General features: G+C 71.4%; 15 protein-coding genes and 1 tRNA gene. 3 read left to right on the top strand and 13 right to left on the bottom strand.

What is annotated here, in order from left to right; all coding sequences use genetic code 11:
- Positions 1–9 precede the first annotated feature (9 nt).
- Both DEI91_RS07910 and uvrB read right to left on the bottom strand, forming a co-directional pair.
- A complete protein-coding gene (locus DEI91_RS07910) occupies positions 10–996 on the bottom strand; it encodes an SDR family NAD(P)-dependent oxidoreductase (protein ID WP_111051777.1) in 987 nt (328 codons plus the stop codon).
- Positions 986–3,076 carry an excinuclease ABC subunit UvrB gene (gene uvrB / locus DEI91_RS07905; protein ID WP_111051776.1) on the bottom strand — a complete coding sequence of 697 codons (2,091 nt, stop codon included), beginning with the start codon at positions 3,074–3,076 and terminating at the stop codon, positions 986–988. Before uvrB ends, DEI91_RS07910 begins: the two co-directional genes overlap by 11 nt.
- A gap of 143 nt (positions 3,077–3,219) precedes the next feature.
- Between uvrB and DEI91_RS07900 the strand changes: the two genes are divergently transcribed.
- Positions 3,220–4,563, top strand: a complete 1,344-nt coding sequence (locus DEI91_RS07900; protein ID WP_111051775.1) for an MFS transporter — start codon at positions 3,220–3,222, stop codon at positions 4,561–4,563.
- A 49-nt stretch (positions 4,564–4,612) separates the two neighbouring features.
- On the opposite strand, the gene DEI91_RS07895 is transcribed toward DEI91_RS07900, so the two are convergent.
- From DEI91_RS07895 to polA, 7 genes are all read right to left on the bottom strand, one after another.
- Positions 4,613–5,812 carry an acyltransferase gene (locus DEI91_RS07895; RefSeq protein WP_111051774.1) on the bottom strand — a complete coding sequence of 400 codons (1,200 nt, stop codon included), beginning with the start codon at positions 5,810–5,812 and terminating at the stop codon, positions 4,613–4,615.
- Positions 5,809–7,374 (bottom strand): class I adenylate-forming enzyme family protein, encoded by a 1,566-nt coding sequence (locus DEI91_RS07890; protein ID WP_181439530.1) that lies wholly within the window; start codon positions 7,372–7,374, stop codon positions 5,809–5,811. The genes DEI91_RS07895 and DEI91_RS07890 overlap by 4 nt, the downstream gene beginning before the upstream one ends.
- Positions 7,375–7,396: 22 nt before the next feature.
- Positions 7,397–8,464 (bottom strand): hypothetical protein, encoded by a 1,068-nt coding sequence (locus tag DEI91_RS16230; RefSeq protein ID WP_181439529.1) that lies wholly within the window; start codon positions 8,462–8,464, stop codon positions 7,397–7,399.
- Positions 8,461–9,063: a dephospho-CoA kinase gene (coaE, locus tag DEI91_RS07885; RefSeq protein ID WP_111051772.1), complete on the bottom strand. Its 603-nt coding sequence runs from the start codon at positions 9,061–9,063 to the stop codon at positions 8,461–8,463. The genes DEI91_RS16230 and coaE overlap by 4 nt, the downstream gene beginning before the upstream one ends.
- A 119-nt stretch (positions 9,064–9,182) precedes the next feature.
- Positions 9,183–10,640, bottom strand: a complete 1,458-nt coding sequence (gene rpsA / locus DEI91_RS07880; protein WP_111051771.1) for a 30S ribosomal protein S1 — start codon at positions 10,638–10,640, stop codon at positions 9,183–9,185.
- Positions 10,641–10,834: 194 nt separating this feature from the next.
- On the bottom strand, positions 10,835–12,514 hold the full coding sequence (locus DEI91_RS07875; protein ID WP_111051770.1) for a DUF885 domain-containing protein: 1,680 nt from the start codon (positions 12,512–12,514) through the stop codon (positions 10,835–10,837).
- A 95-nt stretch (positions 12,515–12,609) separates the two neighbouring features.
- On the bottom strand, positions 12,610–15,282 hold the full coding sequence (gene polA, locus DEI91_RS07870; RefSeq protein WP_111051769.1) for a DNA polymerase I: 2,673 nt from the start codon (positions 15,280–15,282) through the stop codon (positions 12,610–12,612).
- Positions 15,283–15,367: 85 nt separating this feature from the next.
- On the opposite strand from polA, the gene DEI91_RS07865 reads away from it, so the two are divergent.
- Positions 15,368–15,799 carry a PaaI family thioesterase gene (locus DEI91_RS07865; protein ID WP_110825038.1) on the top strand — a complete coding sequence of 144 codons (432 nt, stop codon included), beginning with the start codon at positions 15,368–15,370 and terminating at the stop codon, positions 15,797–15,799.
- Positions 15,800–15,825: 26 nt separating this feature from the next.
- Here the strand turns inward: DEI91_RS07865 and DEI91_RS07860 are convergent, their stop codons facing one another.
- From DEI91_RS07860 to DEI91_RS07850, 3 genes are all read right to left on the bottom strand, one after another.
- Positions 15,826–16,293: a GNAT family N-acetyltransferase gene (locus DEI91_RS07860; protein WP_111051768.1), complete on the bottom strand. Its 468-nt coding sequence runs from the start codon at positions 16,291–16,293 to the stop codon at positions 15,826–15,828.
- Between the two features lie 115 nt (positions 16,294–16,408).
- A complete protein-coding gene (locus tag DEI91_RS07855; protein WP_110825040.1) occupies positions 16,409–17,014 on the bottom strand; it encodes an ANTAR domain-containing response regulator in 606 nt (201 codons plus the stop codon).
- 97 nt (positions 17,015–17,111) lie between these two features.
- Positions 17,112–17,191, bottom strand: a tRNA-Leu gene (locus DEI91_RS07850).
- 105 nt (positions 17,192–17,296) lie between these two features.
- Between DEI91_RS07850 and DEI91_RS07845 the strand changes: the two genes are divergently transcribed.
- Positions 17,297–17,836, top strand: coding sequence for an HdeD family acid-resistance protein (locus DEI91_RS07845; RefSeq protein WP_181439528.1), 540 nt, complete (start codon positions 17,297–17,299; stop codon positions 17,834–17,836).
- Between the two features lie 113 nt (positions 17,837–17,949).
- Here the strand turns inward: DEI91_RS07845 and DEI91_RS07840 are convergent, their stop codons facing one another.
- Positions 17,950–19,089, bottom strand: coding sequence for a VIT1/CCC1 transporter family protein (locus DEI91_RS07840; RefSeq protein WP_111051766.1), 1,140 nt, complete (start codon positions 19,087–19,089; stop codon positions 17,950–17,952).
- Positions 19,090–19,094: the final 5 nt, after the last annotated feature.

Raw genomic sequence — 19,094 nt, 5'->3', positions numbered from 1 at the left:
CGGGGACCGTCAGCCGAGTGCGTCGAGAGCGAACGCGACCCCGGATGCGGCTTCACTCGCCGCCCACAGTCGGGCCGCTTCGCCGCGGTCGTGGGCGCGCGGCTCGGCCGGCACGACGGCCGCACGACCGCGGAGCTGGAACCAGCCGTCGGGTCCCCAGTACTCCCCCGACCGCACGTCCGATCCCACGGTGGCGTGGACGAGCGGCACCGCCCCGGCGTCCTTGCCCTGCGCGATCCAGCGCTGACCCGGCACGATCCACGAGGGCTGCTCGTGGGCGAGCCCGGGCCCCGTGGAACCGGGGCGCACGGGGCCGGGGTGCGCGGGGCCGGACGTCGCGGGGCTCGTCCCGGTCAACGAGTCGAGCGCCAGGCCCGGGTGCGCGACGACGCTCGTCACGGGCGACCCGGCGTCGGCGAGCCGCTGCGCGAGCTCGAACCCGAAGAGCATCACCGCGAGCTTGCTCCGTGCGTACTGGCGGTAGCCGTTGTAGTGCCCGGCACCGAGCGGGTCCCGGCGGTCGAGCGTCACCCAGCGGTGCGAGATGGACCCGAGGTGCACGACCCGACCGCCCGTGGCGGTGAGCAGCGGCAGCACGAGGCCGGTCCACGCGAAGTGGCCCAGGTGGTTCGTCCCGACCTGCAGTTCGTGTCCCTGCGCGGTGGAACGCCGCTCGCGCGACCCGACCACGCCCGCGTTGTTGAGGACTGCGTGCACCGGTCCGAGGGCTGCGAGGGAGTCGGCTGCCGAGCGGACGGAGTCGAGGTCGGCGAGGTCGAGGTGCACGTGCTCGAGCGTCGCGTCGGGGACACGCGTGCGGATGCTGCGTTCCGCGGCGGCCGCCTTCTCGGGGCTCCGCGTCGCGAGGACCACGCGGTGCCCCGAGGCGGCGAGCTGCTCCGCGGCCTGGTACCCGAGGCCGGCGCTGGCACCCGTCACGACGACGGTCCGCTGACCGTCCCCGGACGCCGTCGGCGCCCCCGGCTCAGACGACATGGCCCGCCGACTCCATCTGCCGCAGAGCCTTCTTGAGGTCCTGCACCTCGTCGCGGAGCCGAGCCGCCAGTTCGAACTTCAACTCGGCCGCGGCCTGCAGCATCTGGTCGTTGAGGTCGGCGATGGTCGCCTCGAGCTGCGTCGCGCCCTCACCGGCGATGCCCTCGCGTCGGAGGGACGGCGTGGGAGCCCGTCGCCCGTCCCGGACGCCACCACCACGACGCTCGAGGAGCTCGCGGGTGTCGTCGCTCTCGCGGTTGAGGACCTCGGTGATGTCCGCGATCTTCTTGCGGAGCGGCTGCGGGTCGATCCCGTGCTCGAGGTTGTAGGCCACCTGCTTCTCGCGGCGGCGGTCGGTCTCCTCGATGGCCTGCTTCATCGAGTCGGTCATCTTGTCGGCGTACATGAGCACCTGCCCGGAGACGTTGCGGGCCGCACGACCGATGGTCTGGATGAGCGACGTCGACGACCGCAGGAAGCCCTCCTTGTCGGCGTCGAGGATCGCGACGAGGGAGACCTCGGGCAGGTCGAGGCCCTCGCGGAGCAGGTTGATGCCGATCAGGACGTCGTAGACGCCCTGGCGCAGCTCGGTCAGGAGCTCGACGCGCTTCAGGGTGTCCACGTCCGAGTGCAGGTACCGCACGCGCACGCCGGCGTTCCCGAGGAAGTCGGTCAGTTCCTCCGCCATCCGCTTGGTCAGGGTGGTGACGAGGACACGCTCGTCCTTCTCTGTGCGCTTCGTGATCTCCTCGAGCAGGTCGTCGATCTGGCCGTCGCTCGGCTTGATGACGATCTCGGGATCGACCAGGCCGGTCGGACGGATGATCTGCTCGACGACGCTGTCCGTGATGCCGAGCTCGTACTTGCCCGGGGTGGCGGACAGGAAGACCTTCTGCCCGACGCGGTCGAGGAACTCCTCCCACTTGAGCGGGCGGTTGTCCATCGCGCTCGGCAACCGGAACCCGTGCTCGACGAGCGTGCGCTTGCGCGAGGCGTCCCCCTCGTACATCGCACCGATCTGCGGCACGGTGACGTGCGACTCGTCGATGATGAGGAGGAAGTCGTCCGGGAAGTAGTCGATGAGGCAGTGCGGCGCCTCCCCGGGTCCCCGGCCTTCCATGTGGCGTGAGTAGTTCTCGATGCCGGAGCAGAACCCGATCTGCTCCATCATCTCGATGTCGAAGGTGGTGCGCATCCGCAGGCGCTGGGCCTCGAGCAGCTTCCCCTGGCCCTCGAGCTCGGCGAGCCGCTCGGCCAGTTCCTCCTTGATCGAGCTGATCGCCCGGTGCATGACGTCAGTGTCCGCGACGTAGTGCGACGCCGGGAAGATCGACACGGCCGGCAGGTCGTCGATCACGTTGCCGGTCAGCGGGTGGAGGGACGAGAGGGCTTCGATCTCGTCGCCGAACATCTCGATGCGGATCGCGTGCTCCTCGTACATCGGGATGATCTCGAGGGTGTCGCCGCGGACCCGGAAGGTGCCCCGCGCGAAGTCGACGTCGTTGCGCTGGTACTGCATGCTGACGAACTTCCGCACGAGCTGGTCCCGTGAGATGGTCTGACCGATGTGCAGCGCGACCGAGGCGTTCATGTACTGCTCCGGCGTCCCGAGGCCGTAGATGCAGGACACGGTGGAGACCACGACGGAGTCACGTCGGCTGAGGAGCGAGTTCGTCGTCGAGTGCCGGAGCCGCTCGACCTCGGCGTTCACGGAGGAGTCCTTCTCGATGAAGGTGTCCGTCTGCGGGACGTACGCCTCGGGCTGGTAGTAGTCGTAGTACGACACGAAGTACTCGACGGCGTTGTTCGGCATGAGCCCGCGGAACTCGTTCGCGAGCTGCGCGGCCAGCGTCTTGTTGTGCGCGAGCACGAGCGTCGGGCGCTGCACCTGTTCGATGAGCCACGCCGTCGTCGCCGACTTGCCGGTACCGGTCGCGCCGAGCAGCACGACGTCGGTCTCACCCGCGTTGATGCGACCGGCGAGCTCGGCGATCGCCGCGGGCTGGTCACCGCTCGGTGAGTACTCGCTGATGACCTCGAACGGACGGATGGCACGCGTGGGCTTGACGGCGACTCCCATGCCGTCCACAGTAGGCGCGCCTACCGACATCGGACGGCTCTGCTCGCCCACGGCGTACTGTCGGCTGACAGCGGACTCCGAGGGTCCTGATCGGCGACGGTCGTAGCCTCCGGTCCGTTCAGCAACCCGACCGAAGAGGCCCCATGACCACGGCCCCCGCTGCGGCGCCAGCACCGATCCCGACGAAGGGCACCCCGTTCCGCGGACGCATCCGCGGCCGGGTACTCGTCCTGCTCTGCTTCATGTACGCGATCTCGTACATCGACCGGACGAACATCTCCACGGCCCTGCCGCACATCACCGAGGAGTTCGGGCTCACCGAGTCCGCCGCCGGGTACGTCGTGGCGGCCTTCTCACTCCCCTACGCGCTGCTCCAGGTGTTCGGTGGGACGATCAGCGAGAAGGCCGGTCCGCGCCGCGCGCTCTTCGTCATCACCGTGGTGTGGGGCGTCGCGACGCTCTGGACCGGTCTCGCGGTCGGGTTCTGGACCCTGCTCGCCGCACGGCTCCTCCTCGGCCTCAGCGAAGCAGCCGCCTTCCCGTCCGCGACCCAGGCGATGAGCCGGTGGATCCCGCGCGACCGGAACGGATTCGCGCAGGGCGTCGTGCACTCGGCCGCCCGCCTCGGCAACGCCCTCGCGCCCCTCCTCGTGGCGTACTTCATCGCGATCAGCGGATGGCGCCTCGCCTTCTTCGCCACGGCCCTCCTGTCCGTCGCCTGGGGCATCGTCTGGTTCGTCGCCTTCCGGGACCGCCCCGAGGACGCTCGCGGGATCACTGCGACCGAGCTGGCGGAGCTCCCGCCCGTGGAGACCCGGGCGACCCGGCCGCCTGTCCCGTGGCGGGCCCTCGCGAAGCAGGTCCTGCCGGTCTCCTTCGTCGACTTCGGCTACGGCTGGACGCTCTGGGTGTTCCTCACCTGGATCCCGACGTTCCTCAGCGACGAGTACGACCTCGAGATCACGGCCTTCGCCTGGTTCACCACCGCGGTGCTGCTCGCCGGGGTCGTCGGCGACACCGTCGGCGGCATGCTGAGCGACCGGATCATCCACCGCGGCGGGAACAGCCGCCACGCACGTCGTCTGGTCCTGGTCGTCGGGCTCGGCGGGTCGCTGGTGTGCCTGCTCCCCTTGCTCGTCGCCGGACAGAGCCTCGCGGTGGCCACGGTGTCGCTCGCGCTGTCGTTCTTCTTCCTCGAGCTCTGCAACGCCAACCTGTGGGCCATCCCGATGGACGTCGCGCCGCAGTGGTCGGGCACGGCGTCCGGCTTCATGAACACCGGCTTCGGCGTGGCGGGCGTCGTCTCCCCCATCGTCTTCGGCACGCTCATCGAGGCCTCCGGGTGGCAGATCCCGTTCGCCATCTCCTGCGTCCTGCTCGCGGCCGCGGCGGTCGTCGCATGGGTGATGGACCCGCAGCGGCTCACCATGACCGACGGGGTCCTCGAGGTCGGCGTCCCGGCCGCCGAGCGCGACGGGACCCGCTGACCGCCGCCCGTTCGGGAGGCCCGCAGCACCGCCGGACGGGTGGGTCGCGTCAGCCCGCGGTGCGTCCCGCGCGCCGCCGCGCGAGCGACGGTCGACCGGTGAGCGGCACGCTGAACGGTGTCCAGCGGAACGCCTCGGTCACGGCGACCGACAGCACGAGCACGAGCACGTACGTCACGACGGTCAGCCAGGGCTCCGGGACGACCGACTCGAGCCAGCTGTCGCCGTACAGCAGGATCCAGATCAGGAACGGGTGGCTGAGGAAGATCCCGAACGACCGGTCCGAGGCGTAGTCGACGACACGGGCCAGCAACCCGTCGGCTCGGCGGCGGTCCGCCCACGCCGCACCGATCGTCAGGAACCCGACGAAGACCGCGGCGCTCCACAGGACCTGGACGGGCTGCAGCGGCGTGCCGGCGGCGTACAGGGACTGCCCGAGGCCGACCTGCAGCCACCAGACCCCGAGCGTGACGGCTCCCGCCCCGGCGAACGCCCACAGGACGGCCCGTCGGTGCTGGCGGATGAAGCGCAGGAACGGGTCGGCGTGGTCGGCCGCGACCGCGCCCGCCACGATGAAGAACGCGTACGAGAAGAAGAACTGCTTCTGGTAGCCGTGCAACCAGTCGATCGAGTGGGGCTGGTACTTGTAGGCGGCGAAGACGGCCAGCTGCACGACGAACGCCACGACGAGCAGCGTGACGTGGTGCCGTCGGGTGACCCGCACCAGCCAGACGATCACGGGCAGGAGCAGGTACACCTGCATCGTCACGAGCAGGAAGTACAGGTGGTACCAGGCGGTGCCGGTCACGATCCCCTCGGCGGCGGACGTCACGAGCGCCGGGACGTCGCCTCGGGTCGTGCCGCTGATGAGCCAGGCCGCCAGGACGTAGACGAACGACCAGGCGAGGTACGGCACGCCGACGAGCAGGAACCGGCGGGGCCAGAACTGCGCCAGCGGCCGGGGGCGGAGCGACCAGCTGTAGACGAGGACGAACGCGGTCAGCGAGAAGAACACCAGGCGGGTGAAGTGCAGCAGCCCGAGCACGGCGTACAGCGGGACGTCGTCGTCCGCGATGGTGTGGCTCGTCGTGTGCACGCCGATCACGCAGGCGAAGGTGAGGATGCGGAGGACGTCGACCTCGTACAGGTGCCGGGGACGCCCGGATGCCGTCCGGGTCGGTGTCTGCACGCCCGTCGCGCCCGGGCTCGTCGCCGCGGTCGCCGCGGGTGAGGTGGTGCGGGCGTTCACCGGGACTCGGTCATCGCTCGGACGCGTGCCCGCTGCACCTTGCCGGTGGGCGCACGTGGCAGGTCCGGCACCAGGGAGATCTCGGCCGGGCGACGGAACCGTGTCAGGGCGGTCTCCGCCAGCGTCGCGAGGTCGTCGAGCAAGCCCTTGGTGTCGACGTCGTCCTGGGCGATCACGTACGCGACCGGGACGGCGCCGAGCACGTCGTGCGGACGGCCGACCACGACGGCCTCGAGCACACGCGGGTCGCGGAGCAGGACGTCCTCCACCTCGGACGGGTACACCTTCTCCCCGCCGCGGTTGATGACGTCGTCGGAGCGCCCCGCGAGGGACACCCACCCGTCGGCCGAGACGGACCCGAGGTCACCCGTGGCCAGCCACCCTGCCTCGTCGAACCGGTCGGCCGCGCGGCCCCCGAGGTACGACCGGACGATGCCCGGTCCGCGCACCCAGAGCGCACCGATCTCCCCAGCCGGCAGCACGCTGCCGTCGTCGCCCCGGACCTGCACCTCGGAGCCGACGGGCAGTCCGACGGACCCGGGTCGCGCCGGTGCGCCGAGCGGTGTCGCGGTGATCTGGCTGGCCGCCTCGGTCATGCCCCAGCTCACCACGAGCGGGACGTCGCCGAGGGCGGCCCGCACCGGGTCGGGCAGCGGCGCCGACGCGCTCCGGACGAAGCGGAGCGATGCCGGGAACGCGATCGGACCGGTCTTGGCGAGCACCGCGAGGACCGCGGGTACCGCGTTCACCCAGGTGATCCGCCGGTCCTCGAGCAACTCCCAGAAGCCGGTCCGCCGGAACCGACGGTCGAGCACGAGCGTCGCGCCGGCGACGAGGGTGGCGAGGAGACCGACGACCTCCGCGTTGACGTGGAAGAGCGGGAGCGAGTTGAACCCTCGGTCGTGCTCGGTCAGCCGGTTGTGTGTCGCCACCGCCCGGGCGACGACGAGCAGCTGCGACTCGGGCAGTTCGACGCCCTTCGGCGTGCCGGTGGACCCGGACGTGAACAGGACGACCGACCCCTGGCCCGGCCCGTCCGTGACGGCGTCCGCCACGTCGCCGTCGCGCACGCCGACCGGGAGGCCCGTGGCCGGGTCCACCCCGGCGGCGGGCGCTCCGGGGACGGTCGCGTCCTCGGCACGATCGGACACCACCATGACCGCGCCGCCGAGGAGCGCCGCGAGACGAGCGGGTTCGGTGACCGGCTGCCCGGTGTCCACCGGGACCGACCGGCGGCCGGACGCCACGGCCGCGAGGTGGACGACGGCGAAGGCGAGCGGATCGCCGACGTCGACGAGGACCCCGCCGGACGCCGGCACCCCGATCGCGTCGAAGGTGCGCGACCAGGCGGTCACGGCCCGGTGCAGTGCGCGGTACGTCAGCACACGGTCCGACCGGGCGTCCTCCAGGTACGGGCGGTCGCCGTCCTGTTCTGCACGCAGTCGGACGAGGTCGGCGAGGTCGGGCCCCGACGGCGCTCCGTCCACCGCGGGCGCCGCGGGGTCCTCGCGGTCCGGGGCGGGCGGAGCGGAGTGGATGGAGGGATCGCCGTCGTGCTGCACCGTCCCATCGTATTTCCGGCACCTATGACCGCGCGGAGGGAAGGTCCGGGGTGGGGAACCGGTGCAGCATCCACTGCCAGAGCGGGAGCATGCGCGGGTCCCCGTGCTCGTCGAGCGGGGTCGAGTCCTTGATGATCCGCGAGTGGGCGGACCGGGCGTCGCCGCCGGGCAGATCGGTGAGGATCGCGTGCGGATCGGCCCCCGGTGGAGGCGGCGCGGTGTCGGTCCGCCACGGACGGCTCCCACCGGCGGCGCCACCGGGTCCGTCGAGACCGAGCGCCGTCCACGACCCGGTGATCCGGGGACCGTAGTGGTCGCGGACGTCGTCGATCGCGTACACCCGGCTCGCCGGGGTCCTGCCCGGCCGGTCCATCCAGGCCGCGTGGACCGGGCCGACGGACTCCACCGGTGCCGAGAAGGCCAGGGCGCCGAGGACGGGTCGGATGTGGGCGATGTACGCGGCCTCACCGCCGCCCTGGGAGTGCCCGGCGACGACGATGTCCTCCCAGGCGATGTCCTCGTCCCCGCGCACGAACCGCCCCCAGCCGCCGTCGGGGTCCACTTCGTCCAGGTGCGCCACCGCGTCACGGAACCGCGACACGATCGAGCCCGCCGGGGTGACCCTGCTGTACCCGGAACTCCGCGTCCCGTCGAACCGGTTCCGTTGGACCTGTCCGTAGCAGCGCGCGTCGGCCTCGCAGGTGGCCGACAGCGTCTTGCCCAGGTTCCAGTAGTCGAGACCGAGCACGTGGTACCCGTCGCCGAGCGCCGTCGTCAGGAAGCGCTGGTAGTCGGCCGGCTTCGACCGGGTGGCCGGCAGGAACAGCAGCAGCGGCCCGTCCGGTGACGTCCGTGCGGCGAAGTCGTCACGGTTCGGCGACAGACGCTCCCCGTCGATGGACCCGAGGCGGAAGCGGTGGAAGTCGTCGTGCGGTGCCTCGCCCGGTTCGAGCGTGCGGTGCGGCTGCCCCGGTCGTCCGCCCTCGGCGACCCGCTCGGCGCCGAGCACGTTCGCGCCGACGAGCGATGCCAGGCCGATCGCGACCAGGACGAGCACGGCGACGACGAGCAGCCGGTGGTGTGCCCTCATCGGGTGAGACGGGCCCAGACCTCGTCCGCCGAGCGGATCGTGTCCGCGACCGAACCGGTGGCGTCGACCACGTGGTCGGCGAGGGCGAGGCGGTCCGCGTCGGACGCTTGAGCCGCCACCCGACGCTCGGCGTCCGCTCGCGACATGCCCCGGTGTCCGACGAGCCGGTCGACACGGACCGCGGCCGGCGCGTCGACGACCACGACCGCGTCGAAGCGCAGGGGACGGGAGCCCGCCGCCTCGGCCAGCAGCGGCACGTCGTACACGACGAGCGCATCCGGGTCGGCCGCCGCAGCGGCATCGAAGCGCTCCTGAGCGAGGCGCCAGACCTCCGGGTGGGTGATTCCCTCGAGGTCCTTCCGTGCCGCCGGGTCCGCGAACACGATCGAGCCGAGTGCGGGGCGGTCGAGCGCACCGTCGGCCGTCACGACGGCAGGGCCGAAGCGCTCCCGCACCGCGGCGAGGCCCGCGCTGCCGGGGGCGACGGCGTCCCGCGCGAGCTGGTCGGCGTCCACCACCACCGCGCCGTGCTCGGCGAACCGCCTCGAGACCGTCGACTTGCCCGCGGCGATGCCGCCCGTGAGTCCGATGATGCGCACGACGACAGCGTGGCACGGTCGTCTCCGGGAACGCCGGAAGCCCGGCCCCGTCCGTCCCGTGCGGGACGATCAGGACCGGGCTCCGGTCAGTGCGACTCGATCAGTCGATCGAGCGGTGCTCAGTTGGTCGAGCTGAGCTTCTCACGGAGTGCCGCGAGGGACGCGTCGTCGGCGAGGGTGCCGGCGCCGGTCGTCTCGCTCGTGAACGACGACGAAGCGGCGGCCGGGAGGTCGAAGCCACCCTGCGCCTCTTCGGTGAGGGACTTGGCGACCTGGGCCTTGTGGGCCTCCCAGCGGGCCTGGGCGGCAGCGTACTGACGCTCCCACTCCTCGCGCTGGGTGTCGTAGCCCTCGAGCCACTCGTTGGTCTCCGGGTCGAAGCCCTCGGGGTACTTGTAGTCGCCCTTCTCGTCGTACTCGGTCGGCATCCCGTAGAGCGCCGGGTCGAACTCGGTGCTCTCCGGGTCGACGCCCTCGTTGGCCTGCTTGAGGCTGAGCGAGATACGGCGACGGTCGAGGTCGATGTCGATGATCTTGACGAACACCTCGTCGCCCACGGACACGACCTGCTCGGCGAGCTCGACGTGCTTGTTCGAGAGCTCCGAGATGTGCACGAGACCCTCGATGCCGTCCGCGACGCGGACGAAGGCACCGAACGGCACGAGCTTCGTGACCTTGCCCGGCGCGATCTGACCGATCGCGTGGGTGCGGGCGAAGACCTGCCACGGGTCCTCCTGCGTGGCCTTGAGCGAGAGCGACACGCGCTCGCGGTCCAGGTCCACCTCGAGGATCTCGACGGTGACTTCCTGACCGACCTCGACGACCTCGCTGGCGTGCTCGATGTGCTTCCAGCTGAGCTCGGAGACGTGGACGAGGCCGTCGACGCCACCGAGGTCGACGAACGCACCGAAGTTGACGATCGACGAGACGACGCCCTTGCGGACCTGGCCCTTGTGGAGGTTGTTGAGGAACGTGGTGCGCGACTCGGACTGCGTCTGCTCGAGCAGGGCGCGGCGCGAGAGGACCACGTTGTTGCGGTTCTTGTCGAGTTCGAGGATCTTCGCCTCGAGCTCCTGACCGAGGTACGGCGTCAGGTCGCGGACACGGCGCAGCTCGATGAGCGAGGCCGGGAGGAAGCCGCGGAGGCCGATGTCGACGATCAGACCGCCCTTGACGACCTCGATGACCGTACCGGTCACGACGCCGTCGGACTCCTTGATCTTCTCGACGTCGCCCCATGCACGCTCGTACTGTGCACGCTTCTTCGACAGGATCAGGCGGCCTTCCTTGTCCTCCTTCTGGAGGACCAGGGCCTCGACCTCGTCACCGACGTTGACGACCTCGTTGGGGTCGACGTCGTGCTTGATCGAGAGCTCGCGCGAGGGGATGACGCCCTCGGTCTTGTACCCGACGTCGAGGAGGACCTCGTCGCGGTCGATCTTCACGACGGTGCCGGAGATGAGGTCTCCGTCGTTGAAGAACTTCAGGGTCTTCTCGACCTCGGCCAGGAAGTCATCAGCCGAGCCGATGTCGTTGATGGCGACCTGCTTGGGAGCCTTGGTCGTGGTGGTTGTCATGTAGAGATTGCTCCGAACGGACATGAGTCGGGCCAGGCGGCGAGGGAGCGACCCCCGGTCCGCGGTCCGGTCCTGCAGGCCGTGTGACCTGTCGGGCCCGGTGCGAGCCACCGTGGCGATGTGTGTTGTTGGCGCGGATTGCGCCGCACAAGTCTATCCAGCGGGACCGGCGCCCACAACCGGGCGTGTCGCCCTCAGCCGACGAGCGCACTCCGCAGGGTGTCGAGCCCGACCCCGCCCAGCGCGAGGGCCCGGTGGTGGAACGCCTTGAGGTCGAACGACGAGCCCTCGCGGGCCGCCACCTCGTCCCGGATCGACTCCCAGACGCGCTGCCCGACCTTGTACGACGGGGCCTGGCCCGGCCACCCGAAGTAGCGGGCGACCTCGAACTGCACGAACGCGGGGTCCATGTTGACGTTCCGTCCCATGAAGTCGAGGGCGTACTCCCACGTCCACCCGCCCCCGTCGGGGTTGGTCTTCTGCAGGTGCACGCCGATGTCGAGGACCACGCGGGCCGCCCGCATGCGCTGCCCGTCGAGCATGCCGAGGCGGTCCCCGTCGTCGTCGAGGAACCCGAGCTGCTCCATCAGGCGCTCGGCGTACAGCGCCCAGCCCTCGACGTGTCCGGACGGACCGGCGAGCTGGCGCCGCCAGGTGTTGAGCTCGCCGCGGTTGTGCACGGCCTGGCTGATCTGCAGGTGGTGCCCGGGGACGCCCTCGTGGTAGACCGTGGTCTTCTCCCGCCAGGTGCCGAACTCGGTGACGCCCTGCGGGACGGACCACCACATGCGCCCCGGGCGCGAGAAGTCGTCGGACGGGCCCGTGTAGTAGATCCCGCCCTCCTGGGTGGGGGCGATCCGGCACTCCAGGCGCTTTATCGGGTCGGCGATGTCGAAGTACCGGCCGTCCATCGCCCGGATCGACTCGTCGCTGGTCTCCTGCATCCAGGCGCGGAGGGCCTCCGTGCCGTGCAGGGTGCGCGACGGGTCGGCGTCGAGCACCTCGATCGCCCGGGCCACGCTCGCGCCGGACTCGATCCGGTCCGCGATCCGTTCCTGCTCGTCCCGCATCCGGGCCAGTTCCTCGATCCCCCACTCGTACGTCTCGTCGAGGTCGACGACCGCGCCGAGGAACCGGCGGGAGTGCAGGGCGTAGTCCTCCCGACCGACCGCGTCGACCGGGGTCGAGAGCGGCAGGACGTCGTGCTGCAGGAACGCGCCGAAGGACCGGTAGGCGGCCGCCGCGATCTCGGCTCCGCGCGTCAGGTCGGCGCGCAGCTCGTCCGGGACCGGCGCACCGCCCTCGAGCGCGGCGCCGTCGACGAGCTGGCGGAAGAACCCGTCGGCAGCACCGTTCCGGGCGGCCTGCTCGGCGATGAGCTCGACCTGGCGCTTCGCCGCGGTCACCCCCTCGCGGGTGCCCTCGAGCAGGGTCTCCCGGTAGCCCTCGAGGGCGTCCGGCAGGGCGTGCAGCCGCCCGGCGACGTCCTGCCAGTCGTCCGCCGTGGCGGTCGGCATGAGGTCGAACACGTCGCGGAGGGACTGCGCGGGGCTCTGGATGACGTTGAGGTCACGCAGGTGGAGCTTCCGCTCGACAGACTCGACGGTCAGGTCGAGCTCCGCGCCGAGGTCGGTCTTCGTCACGCGGTCGATGTCGTCGCGGGCTCCGGCCGCGTCGAGCGCTCGGCGGGCGGCGCGAGCGGCGTCGGCGAGGGCCGCGGCACCCGCCGGCGACGTGTCGCCGTAGGAGTCGGTGCGCCCGGGGACCCCGATGTACGTGGCGACCGTCGGGTCGAGCTCGACGAGGGTGGTGACCCACTCCTCGGCGACCTGGTCGACGGCGGACGGCTGACGGACGGGACGGTCATCGCTCATGTCCCCGACCCTACCCACCAGCACGGAGCGAGCGGCGGGACGGACGGGAGGCGCGCCTCCCGTCCGTCCCGCCGCTCACCCGGGTGCGACCGCGCTCAGTGCGCCGCAGCCTCCCAGTTCGTGCCGAGCCCGACCGACACGTCGAGCGGGACGGTCAGTTCGGCTGCCCCACCCATGCGGGTGCGGAGGATCTCCTCGACCCGGTCTTGCTCACCGGGCGCGACCTCGAGGATGAGTTCGTCGTGCACCTGCAGCAGCAGCCGGGAGCCGAGGTCGCCGTCGCGCAGGTCCGCGTCGACCCCGAGCATCGCGATCTTCATGATGTCCGCCGCGGACCCCTGGATCGGAGCGTTCAGCGCCGCGCGCTCGGCGTTCTCGCGGAGCACCCGGTTCGGGCTCTTCAGGTCCGGGAACGGGCGGCGCCGGCCGAAGATCGTCTCGGTGTAGCCGTCCTCACGCGCCTGCTCGACCACGTTGCGGAGGTAGTCGCGTACCGCGCCGAACCGGGCGAAGTACTCCGTCATGAGGGTGCGGGCCTCGCTCTGCTCGATGCGGAGCTGCTTCGAGAGCCCGAACGCGCTGAGGCCGTACGCCAGGCCGTAGGACATGGCCTTGACCTTCGTGCGCATCTCCGGGCTGACGTCCGCCGGTTCGACGCCGAACACGCGGGCACCGACGAAGCGGTGCAGGTCCTCGCCCTCGTTGAACGCCTGGATCAGACCGGCGTCCCCCGACAGGTGCGCCATGATCCGCATCTCGATCTGCGAGTAGTCGGCGGTGAGCAGGGTCGTGTACGGCTCGGCCACGGCGAACGCCGACCGGATACGACGCCCGACGGCCGTCTTCACCGGGATGTTCTGCAGGTTCGGGTCGGTCGAGGACACCCGCCCGGTGCTCGTGCCGGTCTGCTCGTACCGGGTGTGGATGCGACCGTCGACGACCGCTGCGTCGAGGGTGTCGACGATCTGCCGGAGCTTCGTGGCGTCGCGGTGCTGCAGCAGCAGACCGAGGAACGGGTGCGGGTGCTGCTCCTGCAGGTCGGCCAGGCTCGCGGCGTCCGTGGAGAACCCGGTCTTCGTCTTCCGGGTCTTCGGCATCGCGAGCTCGGTGAACAGGACCTCCTGCAGCTGCTTCGGCGACCCGAGGTTGACCTCGTGCCCGATCTCCGCGAAGGCCTGCTGCGCGAGGTCGGCGGCGCGCTCCCCCAGCTCGTGCGACAGCCCGGTGAGCACCGGTCGGTCGATCCCGACACCCGTGGTCTCCATCCGCGCGAGCACGGCCGTCAGCGGGAGTTCGATGTCGTCGAGCACGGTCAGCGAGCTCGGGTCGATCCGGGCACGGAGGGCCGTGGTGACGCGGAGCACGTACCAGGCGTGCACGCCGACGTTGACCGGGTCCGTCTCCGGCACGAGCTGGTTCGGGTCGGCGGTCGGAAGCTCCTCGCCCAGTTCCTGGTACACGAGGTCCGCGAGGGGCTGCCCCTGCTTGCCGGGGTTCGCGAGCCACCCGGTGATGCGGGCGTCTCCTGCGACGCCCGCGACCGTGAACCCCGCGGTCCCGAGCGCCTTGATCGCGGCTTTGGCGTCGTGGAAGTGCTTCGGGGCGTCCGAGGCGAACCACGTGGCCAACTGCTCGTAGTCGAGCGCCCCGCTGCCGCCCGGCACGAGGACGGCGTCGTCGTGGGTGGCGATGCCGATCGCGCTGAGCCGACCGTCGATGACCTCGACCGCGACGCCGTACCCGTTCTCGGCGTCGGCCGCGCCCTTCCGCTCGAGCCAGTGGCCGAGTTCCTCGTCGATGAGGGTCTTCACCGGCGGGGGCGTGGGTCCGGCGTCCTCGACGGAGCCCTCGGTCGTGCCGGCCTCGGTCGACTCGCTCCCACCGATGACCTTGAACACGCGGTCGAGCAGCGTGCGGAACTGCAGCGTCGCGAAGAGCTCGCGCACCGCGGTCTCGTCGAGCGGGCGGAGGGCGACGTCACCGGGTCCGACCGGCAGCTCGACGTCGGTGACGAGCCGGTTGAGCTTCCGGTTCCGGATCGCCCGGTCCTTCTGCTCGCGCAGGTTGTTCCCGACGACGCCCTTGATCTCGTCGGCGTGTTCGAGCACGCCGTCGAGCGACCCGTACTGCGTGATCCACTTGACGGCGGTCTTCTCGCCGACCTTGTCGATGCCGATCAGGTTGTCGCTGGTCTCGCCGACCAAGGCGGCGATGTCCGGGTACTGGTGCGGCTCGATGCCGTAGCGCTCGTACACCTTGTCGCGGTCGTACCGGGTGAGCTCGGACACGCCGCGGACGGACGGGTACAGCAGCGTGACGTCGTCGTTCACGAGCTGGATGGAGTCGCGGTCGCCGGACACGACGTACACCTGGTACCCCTGGTCGGCGCCCTGCTTCGAGAGGGTCGCGAGGATGTCGTCGGCCTCGAAGTCCTCCTTCGTGACGGTGGTGATGCCCATCGCCTCGAGCGCCTGCTGCAGGAGCGGGATCTGGCCCTTGAACTCCGCGGGGGTCTCGGAGCGCGTGCCCTTGTAGTCCTCGTACTCCCGCGTGCGGAACGAGAACCGGGAGATGTCGAACGCGACCGCCAGGTGCGTCGGCTTCTCGCGCTGGAGGAGCATGAGCAGCATCGAGATGAAGCCGTGGATGGCGTTCGTGTGCTGCCCCTCGCGGTTCACGAAACTGTCGACCGGGAGGGCGTAGAACGCCCGGAACGCGAGCGAGTGGCCGTCGATGACCATGAGGGTAGGCTTTGCGGAGTCCGACACCCGGACAGCCTACCGACGGCCCCCGACGGCCGGCCCCGGGCCGGCTCCGAGGACGGCGGGCAGGACCACCGCCCGAGGAGCACGCATGACCGACGCGACCACCACCACCGGCTCCCCCGAGGGCCTCGCCGAGTACGCCGACCGCGGCATGGGCGAACTCGCGGAGAAGATGGGCATGGTCTTCACCGAACTCTCCGCCGAGCGTGCCGTCGCGAGCATCCCCGTCGAGGGCAACCGCCAGCCGGTCGGGCTCCTGCACGGTGGCGCGTACGTCGTCCTCGCCGAGAGCCTCGGGTCGATGGCGGCGAACATCCACGCTGGCCCGGGCCGCTACGCCATGGGCATCGAGCTGAGCGCCTCGCACTCGCGCAGCGCGACGAGCGGCCGTGTGACCGGCACGTGCACCGCGATCCACCTCGGCGGCACGCTCACCACGCACGAGATCGTCCTGACCGACGACGAGGGTCGCCGCTGCTCGACCGTGCGCATCACGAACATCATCCGCGACGCCCGCTGACCGGGTCGACCGCGCCCGCGCGCCGGTCAGTCCTCCGGTGGCGCCTGCAGCAGCCGCGGGGCATCCCCGAACCCGAGCCGCCGGTACAACGACTCACCCACCACGCTCGAGTGCACCGTCGTGCGCTCCGCCCCGGCCTCGTCGGCCAGGTCGAGCACCGCCCGGACCAGCCGCTGCGCGATGCCGCGGCCCCTGGCCTCCGGTGCGACGTAGACCGTCTGCACGTCCGCCGTGCTGCGCGCCGGCCGGTCCGGCGTCGGCGGCCGGGCGACGATCGCCAGCCAGGCCATGCCCACGACGACCCCGCCGTGCTCGGCGACCACGCACCGATGCGTCTCCGGGTGGGCCGCCGCGAACCGCGTCACCGCCACCCGGTAGGACGCGGGCGTCCCGACCGGCGCGATGCCGTCCTCGTCCACGCGCCACCGCCACCGCAGGTCGGCCACCGCCGGCATGTCGTCGGCCCGGGAGGCCCGGATCACCACGTCGTCCATGCCTCCAGCCTGCCAGGTGGTCGCGCGGGGAGGGAAGGCCGCCCCGGTCGGGGCAGGACGCACGGAAGGCGCCGTCCCGGTCCGGGAGGGCGCCTTCCTGAGCGGTCGCGGGCGACTACTTCTTCGCGCTGAGCTGCTCGATGATCGCCTTGGCGACGTCGTGCATCGTCAGCCGGCGGTCCATCGAGGCCTTCTGGATCCAGCGGAACGCCTCGGGCTCGGTGAGGCCCATCTTCTCGTTGAGCAAGCCCTTCGCGCGGTCGACGAGCTTGCGGGTCTCGAAGCGCTCGACGAGGTCGGCCACCTCGGCTTCGAGCGTGATGATCTGCTGGTACCGCGAGAGGGCGATCTCGATCGCGGGGAGCAGGTCGTTCGGGGTGAAGGGCTTGACGACGTACGCGAGCGCACCGGCCTCGGTCGCACGCTCGACGAGCTCCTTCTGACTGAACGCCGTGAGGAGCACGACCGGTGCGATGTGGTTCTTCGACAGCTTCTCGGCCGCGGAGATGCCGTCGAGCTGCGGCATCTTGACGTCCATGATCACGAGGTCGGGACGCAGGTCGGTCGCGAGCTGCACCGCGGTCTCACCGTCGCCGGCTTCACCGACCACGTCGAACCCGTTGTCGCGGAGGATCTCGACGATGTCGAGGCGGATGAGCGACTCGTCCTCGGCGACGACGACGCGACGGGGTGCGGCTGCGGTTGCTTCTGTGTCACTCACGACGAAGAGCCTACTAGACGCGCGATCCGAGGGCGGCATCCGGAGCCGATCCGGAACGGGCGACGGGGACCGGACGAGGTCGGCCGGGACGACTGTGTACGAGTGGCGGGACTCGAACCCGCACGCCAGAGGCAGAGCATTTTGAGTGCCCCGTGTCTACCATTCCACCACACTCGCGAGCGCACTCAGCGTACCAGCCACCGCAGTGACGACCCACCCGGACCGCGGGACCCGCGCACGGTACGGTCGGAGGTCCGGCAGACCAGTCAGGGAGGAGCCACGGTGGACTCACGCGCCGTCCGCACGTTCCGTGCGTTCGTCATCGTCACCGCCGCGGTCGCGGTCGCGGCCGGCATCGTCGCCGTCGTGTGGCCCCGGCCGACGCTGGTGCTCGTCGCGCTCCTGTTCGGTGTGTACCTCGTCGTGGCCGGGTCGATGCGTGTCTTCGCCGCCGCCCGAGGACACGGAACGTCCCCCGTCTGGCGCTGGACCTCCGGCGTCGTCGGTGCGCTCGTCGGGCTCGCCGGACTCGTGACGCTCGTCGACCCCGCGGTGCCACTCGTCGTGTACGCGGTGCTCGCCGGGGTCGGGTTCCTCGTCGAGGGCGTCGCGGCACTCGTCGGTGCACTGGTCGGCCACCCCGGGTCGTCCCGGGTGCCGTCCGTCGTGAGCGGCGTGCTGTCCCTGCTGTGCGGTGTCGCCGTGCTGCTCGCCCCGACCCTCGCCCTCGAGGTCTTCACCGTCCTGGCGGGCATCGCCCTCGTCGGCGTGGGCAGCGCGGCGCTGCTCCTCCTGCCCGCCCGCGCCGCCGCCCGACGCTGAACCGCCCGTCCGCTGCACCACCGGCCTCCCGTCGGCCCGTGGTGCAGGCCGACCCGGTGCGTCAGGCCGATCCCGTGCGTCAGGCCGACCGGTGCGTCAGGCCGACCGGTGCGTCAGGCCGATCCGGTGCCGAAGAGCAGCCCGAGGACGTACGTGACGGCCGCAGCCCCGAAACCGATACCGAGCTGACGGAGTGCCCGTCGGAGCGGTGACGCCCCGCTGAGCACACCGACCACGGCGCCGGTGCCGAGGAGGGCGAGGCCGACGAGCGTGGACGCCACCCCGATCGCCGCCCACCCGTCGAGCCCGACCAGGTAGGGCAGGACCGGGATCACCGCGCCGGAGGCGAAGAAGCAGAAGCTGGAGAGCGCCGCACCCGTACCGGTGCCGACCGCCTCGTGCTCGTCGGTCCCCTCGGTGGCGGCCGGGCGTGGCAGCGCGGAACGGCTCCGCACGACCGGGAGGCCCCCGGTCGCGGGGCTCGCGAGCAGGGCGGCGAGCACCTCGTCGGCGTGGGCGGCTGCCTCGTCCTCGGACATGCCCCGCGCCCGGTAGACGAGCGCGAGCTCGTTCGCGTCCACGTCGAGGTCGGCGACCGCGCGCTGCGCCTCCGGGTGCGGGGCCGATGCGTCGAGGAGCTCCCGCTGCGACCGGACCGACACGTACTCCCCCGCCCCCATGGACAGCGCCCCGGCGAGCAGGCCGGCGACGCCGCTCAGCAGGACGACGTGCCGGTCCGCCCCGGAGGCACTCACGCCGATGATGAGCGCGAGGTTGGACACGAGTCCGTCGTTGGCACCGAAGACCGCCGCACGGAAGGTGCCGGACAGCCGCATCCGGCCGCGGTTCGCGAGCCCGCGTACCACCTCGCCGTGGATCCGCTCGTCGGCCGCCATCTGCGCGGTCGCGTCGGCGTCGTCCGCGTACGGCGAGCGGTCCTCGGCGCGCTGCATGAGGGCGAGCACGAAGACCGATCCGAACCGCGCCGCCAGCGCGGCGAGCACCCGGGTACGGATGCTCCCCCGCAGCGGTCGTCCGACGTCGTCCCCGAGGAGGTCGCGCCAGTGCTGCTCGTGACGACCCTCGGCCTCCGCCAGGGCGACGAGGATCTCGCGCTCCTCGCCGGTGCGTCGCGACGCGAGGTTCCGGTAGACGGCGGCCTCGGCGCGCTCGTCGGCCAGGTAGCGACGCCACCGCTGCACGTCGGCGCGGGACCGTGTCGCCGGGTCGGACCGGAGGCTCGGATCGGCCATACGAC

Source organism: Curtobacterium sp. MCBD17_032, assembly GCF_003234855.1.
Taxonomy (GTDB): domain Bacteria; phylum Actinomycetota; class Actinomycetes; order Actinomycetales; family Microbacteriaceae; genus Curtobacterium.
Note: the sequence above shows the minus strand (reverse complement) of the source record. Positions and strands in the feature narration are given on the sequence as shown.

What these genes read in the sequence shown, in the direction of transcription:
- DEI91_RS07910 (WP_111051777.1), bottom strand. Translation starts at nt 996, where the DNA reads ATGTCGTCTGAGCCGGGGGCGCCGACGGCGTCCGGGGACGGTCAGCGG.
- uvrB (WP_111051776.1), bottom strand. Translation starts at nt 3,076, where the DNA reads ATGGGAGTCGCCGTCAAGCCCACGCGTGCCATCCGTCCGTTCGAGGTC.
- DEI91_RS07900 (WP_111051775.1), top strand. Translation starts at nt 3,220, where the DNA reads ATGACCACGGCCCCCGCTGCGGCGCCAGCACCGATCCCGACGAAGGGC.
- DEI91_RS16230 (WP_181439529.1), bottom strand. Translation starts at nt 8,464, where the DNA reads ATGAGGGCACACCACCGGCTGCTCGTCGTCGCCGTGCTCGTCCTGGTC.
- rpsA (WP_111051771.1), bottom strand. Translation starts at nt 10,640, where the DNA reads ATGACAACCACCACGACCAAGGCTCCCAAGCAGGTCGCCATCAACGAC.
- DEI91_RS07875 (WP_111051770.1), bottom strand. Translation starts at nt 12,514, where the DNA reads ATGAGCGATGACCGTCCCGTCCGTCAGCCGTCCGCCGTCGACCAGGTC.
- DEI91_RS07865 (WP_110825038.1), top strand. Translation starts at nt 15,368, where the DNA reads ATGACCGACGCGACCACCACCACCGGCTCCCCCGAGGGCCTCGCCGAG.
- DEI91_RS07860 (WP_111051768.1), bottom strand. Translation starts at nt 16,293, where the DNA reads ATGGACGACGTGGTGATCCGGGCCTCCCGGGCCGACGACATGCCGGCG.
- DEI91_RS07840 (WP_111051766.1), bottom strand. Translation starts at nt 19,089, where the DNA reads ATGGCCGATCCGAGCCTCCGGTCCGACCCGGCGACACGGTCCCGCGCC.